The sequence below is a fragment of the Chryseobacterium sp. UYP7 genome, assembly GCF_056279225.1.
Genome location: NZ_JBWBQW010000004.1, coordinates 84,671 through 102,107, shown reverse-complemented (window position 1 = coordinate 102,107; position 17,437 = coordinate 84,671). Strand labels below are relative to the sequence as shown.

Genomic DNA, 17,437 nt, shown 5'->3' with positions numbered 1-17,437 from the left:
CAAAATATTAAATAAAAAATTATAAATGAAATTATTAGTCGTAGGTTCAGTTGCATTTGACGCCATTGAAACTCCTTTCGGAAAAACAGATAAAATTTTAGGTGGAGCGGCAACTTATATCACTTTAGCTTCCTCCGTTCTTAATGTAGAATCCGGCATTGTATCGATCGTGGGCGGAGATTTTCCGCAGTCGGATCTGGATATGCTTTCAAACAGAGGCATCAACATCGAAGGAATCGAGATCGTGAAAGAGGGTAAAACTTTTTTCTGGAGTGGCAAATACCACAATGATTTAAATTCCAGAGACACATTGGTAACCGAAGTTAATGTTTTGGAACATTTTGATCCTAAAATTCCAGAATCAATGCAAGACGCAGAGATTCTGTTGTTAGGAAATCTTCATCCCGGTGTTCAACTTTCTGTTTTAGAAAAAATGAGAAACCGTCCGAAATTGGTTATTCTTGACACCATGAATTTCTGGATGGATTCTGCAATGGATATTCTAGTTCAGATGATCGCGAAAACCGACGTTATTAGTATTAACGACGAAGAAGCGCGACAACTTTCCGGAGAATATTCTCTGGTTAAAGCAGCTAAGAAAATTCATGAAATGGGTCCGGAATTCGTCATCATTAAAAAAGGAGAACACGGCGCATTGCTTTTTCACGAAGGAAAAATATTTGCAATTCCTGCACTTCCGTTAGAAGAAGTTTACGATCCAACCGGAGCCGGAGATACTTTCGCCGGAGGTTTCGCATCTTATCTCGCGAAAAAAGAAGATTTCAGTTTTGAAAATATGAAATCTGCCTTGATCGTAGGTTCTGCAATGGCATCTTTTACTGTAGAAAAATTTGGAACCGAGAGATTACAGGAAATCACGGAGGCAGAAATGATTGCCCGAATCCAGAGCTTTAAGGAATTAACAAGTTTCGAGGTTCAGGTTTAACTTCCGGGTCTTACATTCATCTCACTATTCTTAATCAAAGAAATTAAACTTCATCTTATAAAGAAGACTGAATTATGAAAAAATTATTCGCTATTGTTATGGTAGCCACTTTGGGCAGTACATTGTCTGCTCAGTACATGATCATCGGCAAAGACAGTATTTCTCTGGCCGATTTTAAAAAAGAATACGTATACGGTTTAGAGAATAACGGTATTAATAAAGCGATCAGCGCGACTCAGGATTTTATTTTACTTCAGCAATTTGCGGCGCAGAAAAAAGTTGATACTACTTCTGCTTTCCGGGAAAAATTGGGGGAGAAAGAAGGTGAACTTCGCGCCAAGTTTTTTTATCCGAAACAGGTCATTGATCCTGTTTTAAATGGTTACATGAAAGATAATCAGACGGAAAAAGAAGTTCAGGTCTTTATGATTGAAAAATCTGCAGACGATAAAAATAATTATCTGCAAATTTATAATGACGTGAAATCGGGGAAGATCACGATGGATGAGGCTATTACAAAATATACAAAGGGAAACGCAAAACCAATATACATTAAGCCCGGAAGTATTGATAATGATCTGTATTCGGAAGTAAAAGTATTGCCTAACAATACCTACACAAAATTTCTTGATAATTCGGGATATGTTGCTTTTGCGAAAGTTTTAAACTCGAGACCAAGTTTGGGATATATGATCTTCGGAACCATTTCTTATCCAAAAGATGCCAACTCCGAAACGACTAAAGCCAAGATCTACGCGGATCTAAAAGCCGGAAAAACTTTTCAGGAAGTTGCCAAATTATACGGAGCCAACGATCACGAAAAACAGAATGGTGGAGTGGTGATGGGTTCGCCAACGCTTCCAGACGATGTTTATGCGTTGTTTCGAGGTAAAAAATCGAGCTATTATACGCCGGAACCTGTTATGTATGGGGAAAATTATTTTGTATTCAACATCTATAATGTAGAACCTTATGCTTTGACGGACTCAAACAGAGAATTTTTCCTCAGAGATATGAACAATACTTTGTATGCTGAAATTCTTCGGGATAAAATGATCGCTTACATCAAGTCGGATCCAACATATAAAGAATTCCCGGAATATTTAACGGTGAAGAAATCGTATCAGAATTTTGCTCAGGCAAATGATAATGCTGTGCTTTATCAATATAAAAAACACAAAACAACGGTTGGAGATCTCAAAAAGATCGTCGGTGATAAAAAAGCCGAAGCCGAAAAATTAACGCCAGCTTTTTGGAGTGATGCGATTTCTGGAGTGAATACTCAGGATCTATTGAATTTTTACAGTCAGGATTTTACGAGTCTGAAAGACATCAATAAAGAAATGACGGAGTTTAAAAAAGGATTGTATTCCGACTTCGTGTTTTCGAAATTTCTTACGGAGGAAATAACAAAACATCCAGAGTGGGCAACCGAATATTACAACAAAAATAAAGCAAAATATTTCTGGGGTAACAGAGCCGACGGAAGAGTTGCCATTATTGCCGACGACAGTCTAAACAAAGAAATCGAAAAAGGCATAAAAGATCCTAAAAACTGGGACGCTTTAAAAGCAAAATATTACGGTAAACTGAACGAGAAAAAACAAGTAATTGTTAATTTCGAAAAAGGCGAAATGTCGGAAGATGCAGATGTATTCACGAAATATAAAGTTCCTTTTAAACCAGGTGTTCATCAAACAAAAATGGAATCAAGATCTTTGATCATCGCCATTGATAAAATTCTGCCACCAATGCAGATGACGCAGGAAGAAGCTTCTGATCTTCTAAAAGATGCCGTAACGGAGGAAAAACTTCAGGAAATTATTGCGCAGCAGAAAGCCATCACCAAAATCACAGTTCAGCCCCAGTTCATCAAAGATCTGGAGAAGAATTTTAAGAAATAATTATAATAAAAAATGCATGTTATTTCACTGAGAATGATAATTTTGCAGATCGTTAAAAAATCAATATGAATAAGAATATAAAATTCGCGCTACTCTTTACATTTATTTTTGCCTTTTTTGGTGTTAAAATGAATGCACAGCTGAAAACGGGAGACTTGATAGACGGAATTGCTGTTGTAGTAGGAGACGAAATTATCTTGGAATCAGACATTGAGGATCAGGCGAATTTTTCTAAACAACAGGGTGCAGATGTTACGAATAGATGTGAGTTTATTGAAGGCATAATTAGCAACAAACTTTTAATTTACGAAGCCAAGAGAGATACGCTCATCGAAAACCGTTCTGCGGCGATCAAAGACAATGCGAATCAAAAATATGCGCAGATCCTTGGGCAGTTTCCCGACGAAAAAACGATGCTTACCACTTATAAGTTCCGTACCTCTTTCGAAATGAAAAATGCCATCGAGAAAATTGATAACGACAACTATTACGGGCAGAGTAAATTTGGAAGAATTACAGAGAAAGCAGATGTAACGCCAAACGAGGTGACAGATTTTTTCAACACCTTTAAAACGCAGCTTCCAGAAGTAAAAGATGAGGTAAGTCTATCGCAGATCTCTATGTTTCCGAAGTTGACCGATGCGCACAAGGACGAAATTATCGCAAGACTTAATAAAATTAAACAGGATATTATTGGCGGAGAAACTTTTGAAAGTCAGGCCAGAATTTATTCCGAAGATCCGGGTTCCGCTTCAAACGGTGGTTTATATGCCAATATTTCTAAAGGGAAAATGGTAAAACCTTTCGAAGCTGCAGCGCTTAATCTTCAGGAAGGCGAAATGTCTGATCCTGTAGAATCAGATTTTGGTTACCACTTAATTCAGCTGGTAAAGAAGAGCGGTAAAAATTATGATGCGCGGCACATTCTTTTAAAAGCCGAACCTAACGATGCCGAAATTGCGACTGCAAAAAAAGAGCTCGACAGTATCAGAACTTTAATTATCGACGCAAAAATGACGTTTAAAGAAGCGGCTTTCCGTTTCTCCGATGACAAAAAAACGAAATTTAATGCCGGGATTTTAACTTCCGATGATGGCAGCGATAAACTCGAAAAACTGAACCTTCAGCCGACCGTAGCTTATCAAATTGCAGGTCTCAACAAAGGCGATATTACCGAAGTTTTTCAGGATAAAGTTCAGGACAGAAAAGTAGTGACGCTGATCAAGATCGATGACGTTATTGCAGCACACCAATTGGATATTACTACGGATTACGACCGCATTAAGCAAATGGCATTGAACAAGAAGAAAAACGAAATGGTAGAGAAATGGGTAAAAGAAAAATTACCAAATATCTTCATTTCGATCAATGACCGTTACAAAGACTGTACTTTTAAAACCGACTGGCGAAAAAATACCGAAACGAAATAAACTTAATCTCTGCAATTTGCAGAGATTTTTTTTTGTCTATTTCACTATGTGGAATTATCGTTGCGCGAAACTGTGGAATCCTTTAATCAGGACATTTTTTTCAGAAGTAAGCGTTTTTCGCTTCGGCGTCATCTCCAACCTGCTTAGAGTTGATCCTGCGCTTGTCGAAGGACTTATATTTCCTCGTGGTTCCTCCTAAAAAAGGAATGCCGCTTCAATCAGGAATAGAATCTAATTCTTTTTCCACCGCGAATATTTTCCTTTTTCTAATGAACTGCTTCTTCCTAAAGTTCTTTTAAAATCGAATGCGAATGCAAATTTATAGTTGGGTAATCTTCCATATATTTACGTGTTCACTCTTTTTAAAATGAACCAAAACGTATAATGAGAATATCGCTTTTACTTTTAATTGTTCTTCTGCTTTCCTGTGATAAAAAGTCAGAAAATATGGGGTCAATTCCCCCGGTCACAGATTCTAAAACTTTAATTGTAAGAGATGAAACTAAGAAAGAGATTCTTCAAAAAGACACTTTAACCTTTGTAAGCTACAATGATGATGGCGATTATCTTTTGCTGAACGCTAAAAATGATCGATCAAACTTTTCCTTCATTAATGATAAAAATAAAGACCGAACTTTATTGAAAGGTGACCTTGTAGAAATCACCTGGAAAAACGACACTATTTATGTTTCCGGAGATGGAGAAACTCCCGAACTTGCAGAATGGCTGATCTCTGTAAAAAAGCTGAAAAACGGCAATGTTTCTGTTTTTAGAAAAAATTATAAGAAGCAACTCAAATATCATTGGTCGACTGAAGAAACTTACAGTAAAGATTATTTAGATAAACTCTACTTACTTGCAGAATACTACATTGCAAACTCGAAAAATGAAATGGTACAATATGCCGTCTCAAACAAAGAACAATTGGAATATTCCATAGAAGAACAAGCAAGAGATAATTAAAAATATACCGTAATCGGCATTGCAATCGTTTTTGAACATCGGGTAAATACGTTGCAATGGTTATATATAGAAAACGGTGATTTAAATCACTTATACGAATATGACTTACCAAATGACCGATTAATTAAGTTTGAATGAGAAGATTATTGCCTTTCTGCGCTGTGAAATCCGTTTTTAAATATTTAATACAAAGTATATCTAGAATTTTTTTAAGTTCTTAAAATTAGAAGAGTAAATATTATCCATCTTTTTATTACTTGCACCATGAACAATATTTTTAAAATAACTTTAATTTCCGCCTTCGCTTTTGTGACTGTCATCTCTTGTTCCGAAAAGAAAAAGATTGTAAAAATTGAACCGGTAAAGACGGTCACTAAAACCGTTACTTCAAAAAAAATAGCTTCAAAAGAAATTGTAGATGCAATTAAAAATGAAAATTTAGGCCTTGTTAAAAAATTACTCGAAAATGGAGAAGATCCAAATGGGATTACTGCAGGATATTTTAGAGGCGGAAGAGAAAACGGTGTTGCCGACCATTCAAATCAAGACTGGCCGTTATTGATGCACGCTGTTTATCAAAATAATATAAAAATGGTACAGCTTCTTTTAGATCATAATGCTGATATTAACGCCGTAAATGCTGCGGGACATTCCGCATTATTTCTAGCCTGTGCAAACCGTAGTGAAGAAATAGCGAAATTTTTACTGGAAAATAATGCAGATGTTAAAAACGCAGGAGTTGATAAAAGTGGCATGTCTGCTTTGCAATGGGCACTAACTTATGAATGGAATGAAGTAGCTTCGAAAATGATTCTGTTGGGTGCTGATCTAAATACCAGCAGTTCTGAAACAGGAAGAACCGTTTTACTCGAGGCAATGGATGAAGAGAATATTAAACCAGAAATAATTCACTTGCTCATCGATTCTGGTGCAGATGTAAGTTTTGTGAATTCAAAATATAAAACTTCACCATTAATGTTTGCTGCACAGAGAAATGATATCGTTAGTGTAAAAAAAATACTCGCAAAAAAAGTAGATATTAACCAGGAAGATGACGGAAAAAGCACGGCTTTATGTTATGCGTCCCGAAATGATACAGATGACACAGAGCTTCTGAAACTTCTAATAAGTCAAGGTGCAAAAGTTAATATTGAAAATAGTTATGGCAGAAACGCACTCATCGAAGCGGTAAGCAGTGGAAGTTTAAAAAAAGTAAATTTTCTCTTGAAAAACGGAGCTTTGATCAACAGAAAAAGTGAGGGTTTTGGCGGAGTAAGTCCAATGAGCGTTGCAGCTTTTGATGTGAATTTAGAAATGATTCAACTTCTTATTGATAACGGTGCGGATGTCTCAACGACGGATTCTACAGGAGATCCGGTGCTTTTAGAAGCAGTATTGTCTGAAAAAAGTTACGATATAGTGAAACTTCTTATTGAAAAAGGAGCAGATGTAAACCGATCAAATAACGATAAACAAACGCCTTTAATGAAAGCGGCTCAATATAATTTACCCAAAATAGTTGAACTCCTTCTGGATTCGGGAGCTAAAAATGAGGGTCGGGATTTTTATGGTAAAACTGCCATTAATTATGCCGAAGAAACCGAGGAAAGAACAGGTGATAAAGGAATTTTAAATTTATTGCAAAAATAATGTCAGACTTACAACAGAATAATTGAACAGCACAAACAACTGAATGAAATATACCGTATTGATGGTTTTGAGGCAGCTTGCATTAGCAGGAATAATTGTTTCTTTGATAATAATGATAAGCCAAAATAGAATGGACTAGAGGTTACAGGATTTGGTCAACTTATTTTGGATACCATTACCGATTGCAATATTTATTATCGACAGGATTTTTATAAAAAAGTACGACGCAAGAAAAGTTACTTAAGTAGAAGTTTATATTTTAGGTTTGATTTTCCATTGAGTTGGACGCTAAGAATTATGCTGGATTATGAAAAATATTCAGAATTTTACAGTCATCTTTTCCATATTTAGTTTCTCGAGATTACTTAAATTTACATGATCTCTTTTGCAGATAAAAAAAATCTTTCTGCATTACTCAAAATTTTTTAAACGATGGAACAACTCAACGATCTCGAATCAACTCTTTTAAACGGTTTAATCCAAAAATATCCCGCCTTAACATCGCATCTTTCCTTTTTGAAAGTGCAGGAACGCGTCATCACGAAAGGCGGAATGCAGGTGAATCTGGAATATACCAGTTCCGAGGAATTAAAATTTGAAGATATTAATGCGCTTTTTAGCGGCGAAGAAAATATCGAAATCAAAGGTTTAAAAAACGGCTTAGGTTATGTGATTGATGTTACTGATGGTCATGTTTTATATATCGAATTCGTCACTTACGACGAAAACTGGAATGGAAAACTGGGTGATTTTAAAATTGTTAGTGAGTAGTTCTCTTAAGGGCAAATGAAATTTAGTTACTTCAATAATGGTAAATGATTTAGAGTTGATCCTGAGCCTGTCGAAGGGCTAACTTTTTATTTCCGCTTTGTACCGCAACAAGGATGCTGTTTCAACCTGAGCTCAATTAAAAAGTGTTTTGTGAAATATTAAGAAGATTTTAAAACATTAAAAGTTCAGCATAGATCACCAGAAATTAAGACGCTTATTTATATTAACTTAGTAAAAAGAACTACAGCATGAAACTGATTTTTTCTTTATTACTTATTTCGCTGTTAACTCCGAACTTTAGTTTTGCGCAAACAGAAAAGAAACTAATCAATGGACAGGAATTTAAATTAGTAACTGTTGCAGATGATTCGTCGATTGAAAAAGAATATGTGGAAATATTTCGTGATGATATAAAAATTCTCCAGCATACTTTATCAGAAACCGATGGAGACTGCAGCAGTGAAAATATCGAGTTAGGAACTTACGAAATTAAAAATTCTACGATCACATTCTACACTTATTGGGCAAGTGGAGACCGACAGATGATCAACCAATTTCCATTCGGATTTCGAAAACAAATCTATGAAGTTGATATTAATGGGAAGGTCAAGATGAAAAGTTCTGCGCTTTACATAGAATCTTACGTAGACGATCTGGTGCGGCATAAAGGATTGAAATATTTGAAAACAGTACCCAAAATGGCGCAAGAAATAAAATTGAGAAACGATTATATTTTAAAAGTTGAAACAATGTACTCCAGCAAATTCGTTCTTGGAAAAGAAAAAATTCTGTTGGAAAGAGAAGTCCGTAAAAAATTGGCAAAAAATATTGCAGAAAAGACCAAAAGCTGGAATGATTATTTTGGTAAAAATTGTAATTTTTAAACAAATTTCAGCTCAGACTAAGTTTCCCTCAATCTCTAATAAATCTTAGCTGCGCAAAGTCTCCCGACTTTGAGAATATATTAATGTTTTGTAGCGGATTAGTAAAACTCAATTTATCCCATTTACATTTTCCTTTATTCCGGAATTTATTTAAATTTACGCAATGAGCAATTTTTTAGATTTTGGTGTTGCCAAAAAGATGAAAGAGATGAATGAGAACCAAAACAGGATCGCCAAACTTTTCAATATCAAATATCCTGTAATTCAGGGTGGAATGATTTGGCATTCCGGTTGGCGACTGGCTTCTGCGGTTTCAAATAATGGCGGTTTAGGATTAATCGGTTCCGCAAGTATGTATCCCGATATTCTGCGCGAAAATATTCAGAAATGTAAAGCTGCAACCGATAAACCGTTCGGTGTCAATATCGCCTTGCTTTATCCAAATCTGGAAGAGATCATCAATATTATTCTGGAAGAAAAAGTAAAGATCGTTTTCACTTCCGCCGGAAGTCCAAAAGCCTACACCGAAATTTTACAAAAGGAAGGGATCAAAGTCGCTCACGTCGTTTCTTCCACGAAGTTTGCCATCAAATGTGAAGAAGCCGGCGTTGATGCCATTGTCGCAGAAGGATTCGAAGCAGGTGGTCACAATGGAAGAGATGAAACCACCACTTTTTGTTTAATTCCAAATGTGAAAAAACATATTTCAAAACCTTTGATTGCAGCGGGTGGAATTGCGCTCGGTTCTCAAATGAAAGCAGCCATGATCCTCGGTGCAGATGGCGTTCAGATCGGTTCCCGTTTTGCCGCAACGGTTGAAGCAAGTTCCCACAACAATTGGAAAAATAAAATAGTCGAACTTAATGAAGGCGACACGTATTTGACATTAAAGGAACTCGCGCCTGTCAGAATGGTGAAAAATAAATTTTTCAATGACTTAGAAGACCTTTATAATTCCGGTCGAAATACTGACGCCTTGAAAGAAATCCTCGGAAGAGCCCGGGCAAAACTCGGAATGTTCGAAGGTGACCTTGACGAAGGTGAACTCGAGATCGGACAGGTTTCCGCTTTGATCGATGAAATTATTCCCGTAGAAAAAGTATTTGAAAATTTGCTGAAAGAGTATCGGGAATCCAGTGTCGAAGATTTATAAAAAAGAAAACGATAATCATAACCATCAGCGAAGATTTCAAGCCATCAAAGCATCTATTTCAAAATAATATTAATAAAAACGTTCACTGTCATTCTGAGCCTGTCGAAGAATCTCAATGTCAAAATGTCTTTCTAGTAAAATCGTTCACTTTAATTCTGAGCTTGTCGAGGAATATCATTTTCTAAAATTATTACCAATAAAATCAATAGGAACGGGCTTTAGCCCGTTTTTTATAGGTCAATGGAATTGGCTTTAGCCAAAACCTACAAAACCTACAAATTCTGCGCAATCAGCGAAATCTGCGGGAACATAAATTCACACAATCTCCATCTCATTTTAACCATTTGCGAATCTTCACATCAAAGGTGCAAATAATTTCGATGAGCGTTTCTCAGCTTCAAAAAAACAAACATCTGCTTTTGCGAGCAGGTTTCTGCGCAAATCTTTCCCAAATCAAAAATTTAGATCAAATTTCACTTACCGATGTCTGGAAGAATCTGTCTGCTAAATATCCTTTCAAACCAATTGAACTCAATGAAACTGCCGAAAATTTCGATTTTCAGAAAGTAGCCAAATTGGATGCAGACATGAAGAAAGAAGTTCAGAAAAAAAACCCAAAAAGCAATCTGGAGATCAATCTTAAATTCCTGAATCAAATGGTTCATTCCGAAGATCAGTTGCGGGAGAAAATGGCTTTTTTCTGGAATGGTCATTTTGCGACGCGAGTCGTGAATTCTAAATTTAATCTGCAATTGCTTAACACGATCAGGGAAAAATCTTTAGGGAATTTCGGAGATTTATTGAAGGCGGTTTCTCAAAGCCCTGCGATGTTGCAGTTCCTCAACAATCAACAAAATAAAAAAGGCCATCCGAACGAAAATTTTGCGCGCGAAGTCATGGAACTTTTTACGCTCGGACGAGGAAATTATACCGAAAAAGATATTCAGGAAGGAGCAAGAGCTTTTACAGGCTGGAGTTTTTTACCGGACGGAAGTTTTTTCGAAAGACCAAAACAACATGATTTCGGATCTAAAACATTTCTCGGAAAAACCGGAGATTTTGATGGCAATGATGCTTTAGATTTAATTTTAGAGCAGAAAGCCACTTCTAAATTTATCGTTACCAAGATCTATAAGTTCTTCGTCAACGAAAAAATAAATGCAAATATCATCAATTATTTGAGTGATCAGTTTTATACTTCCAAATATGATATTAAAGATTTGATGACCGAAATCTTTACGGCGAAATGGTTTTATAGCGAAGAGAATATTGGATCAAAAATTAAATCTCCCATTGAATTGATGGTGGGAATTATGCGAACACTTCCCATGGAAATGGAAAAACCAGAGAATCTAATTGTCTATCAAAAATTGTTAGGTCAAATGCTTTTGTATCCACCTAATGTCGCAGGTTGGCCTTCTGGAAAATCCTGGATCGACAGTTCAACTTTAATGCTAAGATTGCAAATGCCGCAGATATGGTCTGGTTTAAAACCTTTGGATGTTGCGCCGAAAGCTGATGACGATGTTGATATGGGATTGAAGAAATCACAGAATTACGCAAAAGGTCTCAAAAACCCTGGAATCGTCATCGACTGGAAAACAGTGGAAGAAACCCTTAAATCAAAAGATATTTCAAATTATATTCTCCAGAAAAATTCTGCGGCACTGGATAAAAACCTTGCACAATATTCCGGATCATCTGTCAAATCTAAAGTAATCAATACGATGTCAACTCCAGAATACCAACTCTGTTAATCATCCCACATCCCACATCCATCGTCATACATCCCACATCCAACACCTCTCGCTAATACAAAAATTATGTTAATCAAAAGACGCGACTTCCTCAAAGTTTCCTCCCTCGCAACTGCCTCGCTCCTGGTTCCGAACTTTCTAAAATCAATGACTTTCCCGGAAGCTTTGGATAAAGAAAACAGGATTTTGGTTGTGCTTCAATTGAGTGGTGGAAACGATGGTTTAAACACGATCATTCCTACAAAAAATGATATTTATTTTAGGGAAAGACAAATGATCGCCATTAAAGATTCTCTGAAATTAACCGATGAAGCCGGAATAAATCCAGCACTCAGTTATTTTAAAGAACTTTTTGATAATGGAGAATTAGCCGTTTTAAATAATGTCGGATATCCAAATCCTGATAAATCCCACTTCCGAAGTATGGATATCTGGCAATCTGCAAGCAGAAGCGAAGAGTTTTTAGAAACCGGTTGGGTCGGAAGATATTTGGATGAAGCGTGCTATAACTGCGAACATCCAACCCAGGCTTTAGAAATTGATGACATGTTGAGTCTGGCTTTGAAAGGGCAAAACAAGAAAGCATTTGCCTTTAAAGATCCGCAAAGGTTGTATCAAACTTCTCAGGAAAAATATTTTAAAAACCTTTATGAAACCCACGATCATGAAGATGAAACTGTAGAATATTTATACCAGACGATGGGTTCAACCATCAATAACGCGGGATATATTTTCGAAAAAAGTAAAGCAAAGGCAAGCACAGGAATTTATCCAAATTCAGTTCTGGGAAAAGACTTTCAAAATATTGCCTCGCTTGTTAATTCTGACATCAATACAAAAGTCTATTACCTTTCTGTCGGAAGTTTTGATACGCACGTGAACCAAAATCAGCGTCAGACGCTGCTTTTTTCAGAGATCAATGAAGCTGTAAAAGCCTTCGTAAAAGATTTAAAATTAAATGGAAGATTTGAAGATGTTTTGTTAATGACCTTCTCCGAATTCGGAAGGCGAGTTGCCCAAAATGCGAGCAAGGGAACCGATCACGGCACGGCGAATCAAATGTTTTTTGTTTCGGGCGGCTTAAAAAAGAAAGGAATTCTAAATGCTTTACCCGATCTGGAAAAACTGAACGACGGTGATTTAATTTACACCGAAGATTTCCGAAAAGTCTACGCGACCGTCTTGAAAAACTGGCTCAATGCAGATTCTTCAAAAATCCTCGGCTGGAAAAACGGAATTTATGATTTTGTCTAAAATAAGAAAAACCTCATTTTAAGATGAGGTTTTGTGTTTTAAGCTTTTCTTGTTGGTACAGAAGTTTGCTTTTTAGATTGCAGCTTTTTCATAACATAACCTATTGCAATTGGCGCTACAAAAACCAATAATCTTCTGAGAAGTGATTTTTTCATATTGTTTGTTTTTATTTGAAAGTTGATTTGCAATAATTTTGCCAAAAAGAGTTCAAAGAATTTTCTAAGTAATAAAATTGATTTGAGAAGTCTCTAAAATGAAGAGACCTTCCACCTCCTCCCGATTTTACATCGGAATCCTTTCAAGTCGAGCTGCGAAAGATATCAGAAAACCTTGTCAAGGTTCAGAACCTTGACAAGGTTAATAACTACTTTATGCTTAAAGCTTCCCCGTCAAACGAAATTCCGTCCCAACCGAACTCCCTAAAATTGCGGATATTTTGATGGTTGGTTCCATCAGAATTTTGCAGCACCTCTTCTCTGTAAAAGGCTCCAAAAAGTGCAAGCGTTTCCTCTTTTGATAAATCATTCAACTTCGCGAAACTGAAAATTTTGCAAGAACCATTATTGTCGTTCGCTTCATTGACAATATTCCCGTTTTTGAATTTTGTTGGGGTGAAATCGAAGTGTTCATCGATGTAAGCAATGACTTCTTTGAAATCGATATCTTCTGGTTTGTTTTTTAACTGGTCTAAGATCATCCTAATTTTTTTACTATTTTTTGTATTTCCGAATCTAAGTTTTGCCAGCAATTCTGACTCCAGATCCGCACATATTCAAACCCGGAATTTTGCAGGATTTTTGCTTTGTGAAGATCTTCCAGATAACCGAGCTCACCATCGTATTTTTCCTTACTCATGCATTCTACAATAATTGATGGGTGATCAGCTTTTTTAATAAGCAGATCTAAAATATAGCCGCCAAAGTGATGGTTCTTAGAAATTTTAAGGTCAGGAAATTTCTCTTTTAAATGCTCTTCAATCTGGTTGATGAATGAAGTGGTTTCAGCATTTTTTTCTGTTGAAGCTTTATGTCCGTAAATATCCAGAACATTAAGAACTTCGGTTCTTTGCGTTTCATTTTGATCACTCACCGCTTTGCAATAAGCCAGATACGCATAGAAAACTGCTTTTCTATTATTTGCGCCTTCCTGTTCGATCGCATCTTTATAATTCATGAAAAATTCTTCGGGAATAGAATTGCAGATGTAAATTTTCTCCTTCGCTCTCGTAATGATGACATTCAATAATTTGTATCCTTTGGAATGATTCACGGGACCAAAACTCTGCACAAATTTCCCGCTGGGTTTTCGTCCGTAAGTCGTAGAAATAATGATGATGTCTCTTTCGTCGCCTTGAATATTTTCCAGATTTTTAATGAAAAGTCCAGCTTCCTCTAACCCTGTAATTTTCTCTTTAAAAGTTTCATTGTCCGGCAGATTAATTTGGTGAACAATCTTTCGTTTAATGTAATTTCTTTGCGTAATATTAAAAGTCGCAATTCCGACAGACGGATATTTCCCATTTTTGTCAGGTTCAATCGTTGCCAATATTTCAAGCACTTTATCTGCTTCTTCCGTATTAATGTGGTCATTAAAAATACCATCGACTTGGAAAAATTCAATCGGTTTATTTTGCGTTTGGGTTGGAAGCGGTTTCAGTCTTGAATTATAGAAAGCATGGTTAGAAAAATCAATGAGATAAGGATGTCTGGACCGATAGTGGAAATCCAAATGGTTTTTTTCAAAATTATTTTCCATAGCGAAATCCAGCAAAGATTCGATATTCAGCATCGCATTTTTGTAGGTGATAATTTCGTTTTCGCCTTCTAATTCATCCTCATCATCGATAGAACCGTCAAATACTTTACTGAAATAATTCGACGGCGGCATTTGATGTTCGTCTCCCGCGATGATGATATTTTTTCCTTTCAGCAAAGCCGGCAGATTGTCTTCCAGTTTCAACTGGCTCGCTTCATCAAAAACAACGTAATCGAAGTATAGATTCTTGTTCTGAAAGAGATTGCTGCAAACATCGGGCGTCGTCAAAATTATAGGAAAAAAAGTGGTGAACAGATCGGTATCTTTCTGGGCAATTTGGCGCAAAGTTAATCGCGTGTGATTAATGCTGCTGCGTTTGTTATAAAGATTCGCAACCGTAATATCTTTGTTGTTTTGCTCGAAAGTTTTCACCGCTTCCTGTTGCGCCGTATTCCAGAATTGTTCAATGAAACTTTTCTGGGTAAAACCAAATACTTTCAGTTTTTTGATAATTTCTGCGTATTGCTGCTCATTGAAATTGAGTTTCTCATCGCTGTGATATTTCAGCAAAAGAGAAAAATAAGCAGAAAGAAAAGAAGATTTCCAGTTTTGAAGTGGATATAATTTTTCCAGCAGATCTTTCTGAAAAGTAGATAAATTATGATGAAATGAAAACCAATTGTATTCCGCTAATAAAGGATTCGAGGGATGATTGCGAAGTGCAGAATACTTTGAGAAGAAAGTGTTTAACCGTTCTTTAGCTTGCAGATACGTATTTCCAAAATCAGTATTTTTAATCCAGCGGTCATTTAAAATGGACTTTTTTAAATTCTGAATTTTTTGTGAAATCGTTTCCGTTTCTCGTCCTGAAATTGCTGGGTCAAAAAGGTTCAGAAAATCCAGCGACTCATAATTTTTTTCGATATTAAATAAAAACTGAGTTTGGGCTAATTCTGATTTCTGACGGTAATTGAGGATCTCATTTTTGTTGTTCCAAAGATTCCCGGAAATCTCAATGCCCGGGAAAAGCGGATTTAAACTGATCTCTTTAATGGAAGAAGAAATTGCCGTTAATCTTTTCTGATTCTGAATTTTTCTCTTCTTCGTGGAGGAAAATAATGCGCCCAATTTATAAAAGAAACCGCCCGTGACTTCTGGTAAAAACTCATCTGAATTAGAGTTTAAGGTTGAAGTCATAATTTCTGTTTCATTAATTAAAGAAGTCAGTTTTTGTAAATTTTGCCCAAATTCCTGTTTTTTCTTTTCGAGATAAATGGGTTGAAAATCCCGTATCAACAGTTGAACTTCCTCCCAGGATTTTTGGTAGCCTTGGAACGATTGATCTACGTTTTGCAAACTGCTGAGGAAATTTTCCTGAATTAATTTTTCTGTATTCAGAAAAGACGCAGCAATAAAAGGCTCATATTCTTTATAAAGGGATTCTCCTGCATTGAGCAAGGTTTCAATTTCAGTAAACTCTTCTTTTGAAAATGAAAAAATGGAATCCTGCAGATCCAGCGTTTCCTTAGAATCTTTAAATTCCAAAAGATTACCCACAATTTCTGACCAGTTTTTCTCCGGTAGTAATTCGGTATTTAACAAGCGGTGAACGGCGTTGACGTTCTTTTGATGGCCAGTTATTTCCGAAATCTGATCGTTTAAAGATTGTGCAGAATAGAGTTGCATCGGTTTTTTAAAATCTGCAGGATCAATCAGATTTCGTACAGAATTCACGACGAGTTTTCGATCAGAAATACTGTCTTTGATCATCGTGCAATACCGCGCATAACCCATTTTATGAAGTGCGTTATATAACACTTCAAGGGCAGTTTGTTTCTCGCAAACCACGATCGTCTTTTGTTTATTTTCTAAAGCATTCACCAAAACTGCTGTCAAAGTCTGACTTTTCCCGGTTCCGGGCGGACCTTGAATCAGAATTTTATTTTGAGACTTCAGCGCTTCCAGAATTCCCTGTTGCGAAGGATCGGTTTCGATGGACGTGATGGATTGAAAAGGAAGTTTTGCAGGATCTTCTAAAGGTTTAAAGTTGCTTTTTAAAACCTCATAATCATTAATAATATTTTGTTTCTGAACTTCAAAAATAGAAAAGATTCCTGATTTTATAATGAAAGCGTCGCCTTTCTTCGGCAGCAACGTTTCGTAAACAGCTTTCGTTTTAATCGCCGGGATTTCAGCATAATTATTCATGATGAAATCCAGATTCTGCGTTACTTTTAACTGACTTAAAATGGTTTCGCAAATATTGAAAAGTTCGGGCTTATCGATCTTTCCATCCGACAGCATTTCTTCCGACAGTTGGTCTAAAATAACTCCGGAATCACTTTGTAAATGGTTGATGAGAACTTCGTTCAGATAAATCGGATCATCTTCCGCGCGACTGATTTCCCACGTGTTCATTTCGTTCGTCGGCTTGATGTTGAGGGACCAGATCAAAAGGGGAGACGCCGAAATTTGTCCGTCAGAAACATCTTTCCGGATCAATATCGGAAAACCAAATCCCAATGAATTCACGCCTTTTTCGGAGTAGATCACCTCATTCTGAAAAATCAGATTTTCTAAACTCCGCGAAAGTTTCTCTTTGTTCTTGTCTTTTTTTTCGTCTTTCGAAAGTTCAGCCGATGCAGGATTTTCTCCATTTTCAACTTCCTCCGTTTCCGCCTTTTCATCTTCGAAAGAAAGAGTCCTGCGTAAAGAATCAACAGAATCTTCCTCCACGATTTGGTCGTGAATAGAAAATTTAAAGGAAACATTTTTTTGCGTCAGAAGATCAACAATAAAATGTTCCGGTAAGCTTTTATGGATTTCCGAAAGCTGCGCGAGATCCAGTTTATACCGCGAATTCCCCGGAATCGCATTGAGATGAACGCCGCGACGGTTACCGGTTTTTAGTTTATTTTGAAAAGCTTCGAATATTTCTGGAGTGAGGTTGAGCATTGGATTTTGAAAGAA

The 17,437-nt window shown here is 36.5% G+C and carries 12 protein-coding genes; 10 read left to right on the top strand and 2 right to left on the bottom strand.

Features of this window, described 5'->3' with window-relative positions; genetic code table 11:
* Nucleotides 1-25 precede the first annotated feature (25 nt).
* From ACZ9HT_RS09815 to ACZ9HT_RS09770, 10 genes are all read left to right on the top strand, one after another.
* Complete coding sequence (locus ACZ9HT_RS09815) at nucleotides 26-946, top strand: PfkB family carbohydrate kinase (RefSeq protein WP_476040309.1); 921 nt, start codon at nucleotides 26-28, stop codon at nucleotides 944-946.
* Nucleotides 947-1,020: 74 nt separating this feature from the next.
* Nucleotides 1,021-2,850, top strand: coding sequence for a peptidylprolyl isomerase (locus ACZ9HT_RS09810; RefSeq protein ID WP_476040308.1), 1,830 nt, complete (start codon nucleotides 1,021-1,023; stop codon nucleotides 2,848-2,850).
* A gap of 65 nt (nucleotides 2,851-2,915) precedes the next feature.
* On the top strand, nucleotides 2,916-4,280 hold the full coding sequence (locus tag ACZ9HT_RS09805; RefSeq protein WP_476040307.1) for a peptidylprolyl isomerase: 1,365 nt from the start codon (nucleotides 2,916-2,918) through the stop codon (nucleotides 4,278-4,280).
* A 447-nt stretch (nucleotides 4,281-4,727) separates the two neighbouring features.
* Complete coding sequence (locus ACZ9HT_RS09800) at nucleotides 4,728-5,243, top strand: hypothetical protein (RefSeq protein WP_476040306.1); 516 nt, start codon at nucleotides 4,728-4,730, stop codon at nucleotides 5,241-5,243.
* A 264-nt stretch (nucleotides 5,244-5,507) separates the two neighbouring features.
* On the top strand, nucleotides 5,508-6,893 hold the full coding sequence (locus tag ACZ9HT_RS09795; protein ID WP_476040305.1) for an ankyrin repeat domain-containing protein: 1,386 nt from the start codon (nucleotides 5,508-5,510) through the stop codon (nucleotides 6,891-6,893).
* A 432-nt stretch (nucleotides 6,894-7,325) separates the two neighbouring features.
* Complete coding sequence (locus ACZ9HT_RS09790; protein WP_476040304.1) at nucleotides 7,326-7,664, top strand: hypothetical protein; 339 nt, start codon at nucleotides 7,326-7,328, stop codon at nucleotides 7,662-7,664.
* Nucleotides 7,665-7,912: 248 nt separating this feature from the next.
* A complete protein-coding gene (locus tag ACZ9HT_RS09785; RefSeq protein ID WP_476040303.1) occupies nucleotides 7,913-8,548 on the top strand; it encodes a hypothetical protein in 636 nt (211 codons plus the stop codon).
* Nucleotides 8,549-8,711: 163 nt separating this feature from the next.
* Nucleotides 8,712-9,701 (top strand): NAD(P)H-dependent flavin oxidoreductase, encoded by a 990-nt coding sequence (locus tag ACZ9HT_RS09780; RefSeq protein WP_476040302.1) that lies wholly within the window; start codon nucleotides 8,712-8,714, stop codon nucleotides 9,699-9,701.
* Between the two features lie 380 nt (nucleotides 9,702-10,081).
* Nucleotides 10,082-11,458: a DUF1800 domain-containing protein gene (locus ACZ9HT_RS09775; RefSeq protein ID WP_476040301.1), complete on the top strand. Its 1,377-nt coding sequence runs from the start codon at nucleotides 10,082-10,084 to the stop codon at nucleotides 11,456-11,458.
* 66 nt (nucleotides 11,459-11,524) lie between these two features.
* Nucleotides 11,525-12,712, top strand: a complete 1,188-nt coding sequence (locus ACZ9HT_RS09770) for a DUF1501 domain-containing protein (RefSeq protein ID WP_476040300.1) — start codon at nucleotides 11,525-11,527, stop codon at nucleotides 12,710-12,712.
* A 364-nt stretch (nucleotides 12,713-13,076) separates the two neighbouring features.
* Here the strand turns inward: ACZ9HT_RS09770 and ACZ9HT_RS09765 are convergent, their stop codons facing one another.
* Together ACZ9HT_RS09765 and ACZ9HT_RS09760 are read right to left on the bottom strand one after the other, a co-directional pair.
* Entirely contained in the window at nucleotides 13,077-13,409 is a 333-nt protein-coding gene (locus ACZ9HT_RS09765) for a HopJ type III effector protein (RefSeq protein WP_476040299.1), read from the bottom strand.
* Nucleotides 13,406-17,422, bottom strand: coding sequence for an AAA domain-containing protein (locus ACZ9HT_RS09760; protein WP_476040298.1), 4,017 nt, complete (start codon nucleotides 17,420-17,422; stop codon nucleotides 13,406-13,408). The genes ACZ9HT_RS09765 and ACZ9HT_RS09760 overlap by 4 nt, the downstream gene beginning before the upstream one ends.
* Between the last annotated feature and the right edge of the window lie 15 nt (nucleotides 17,423-17,437).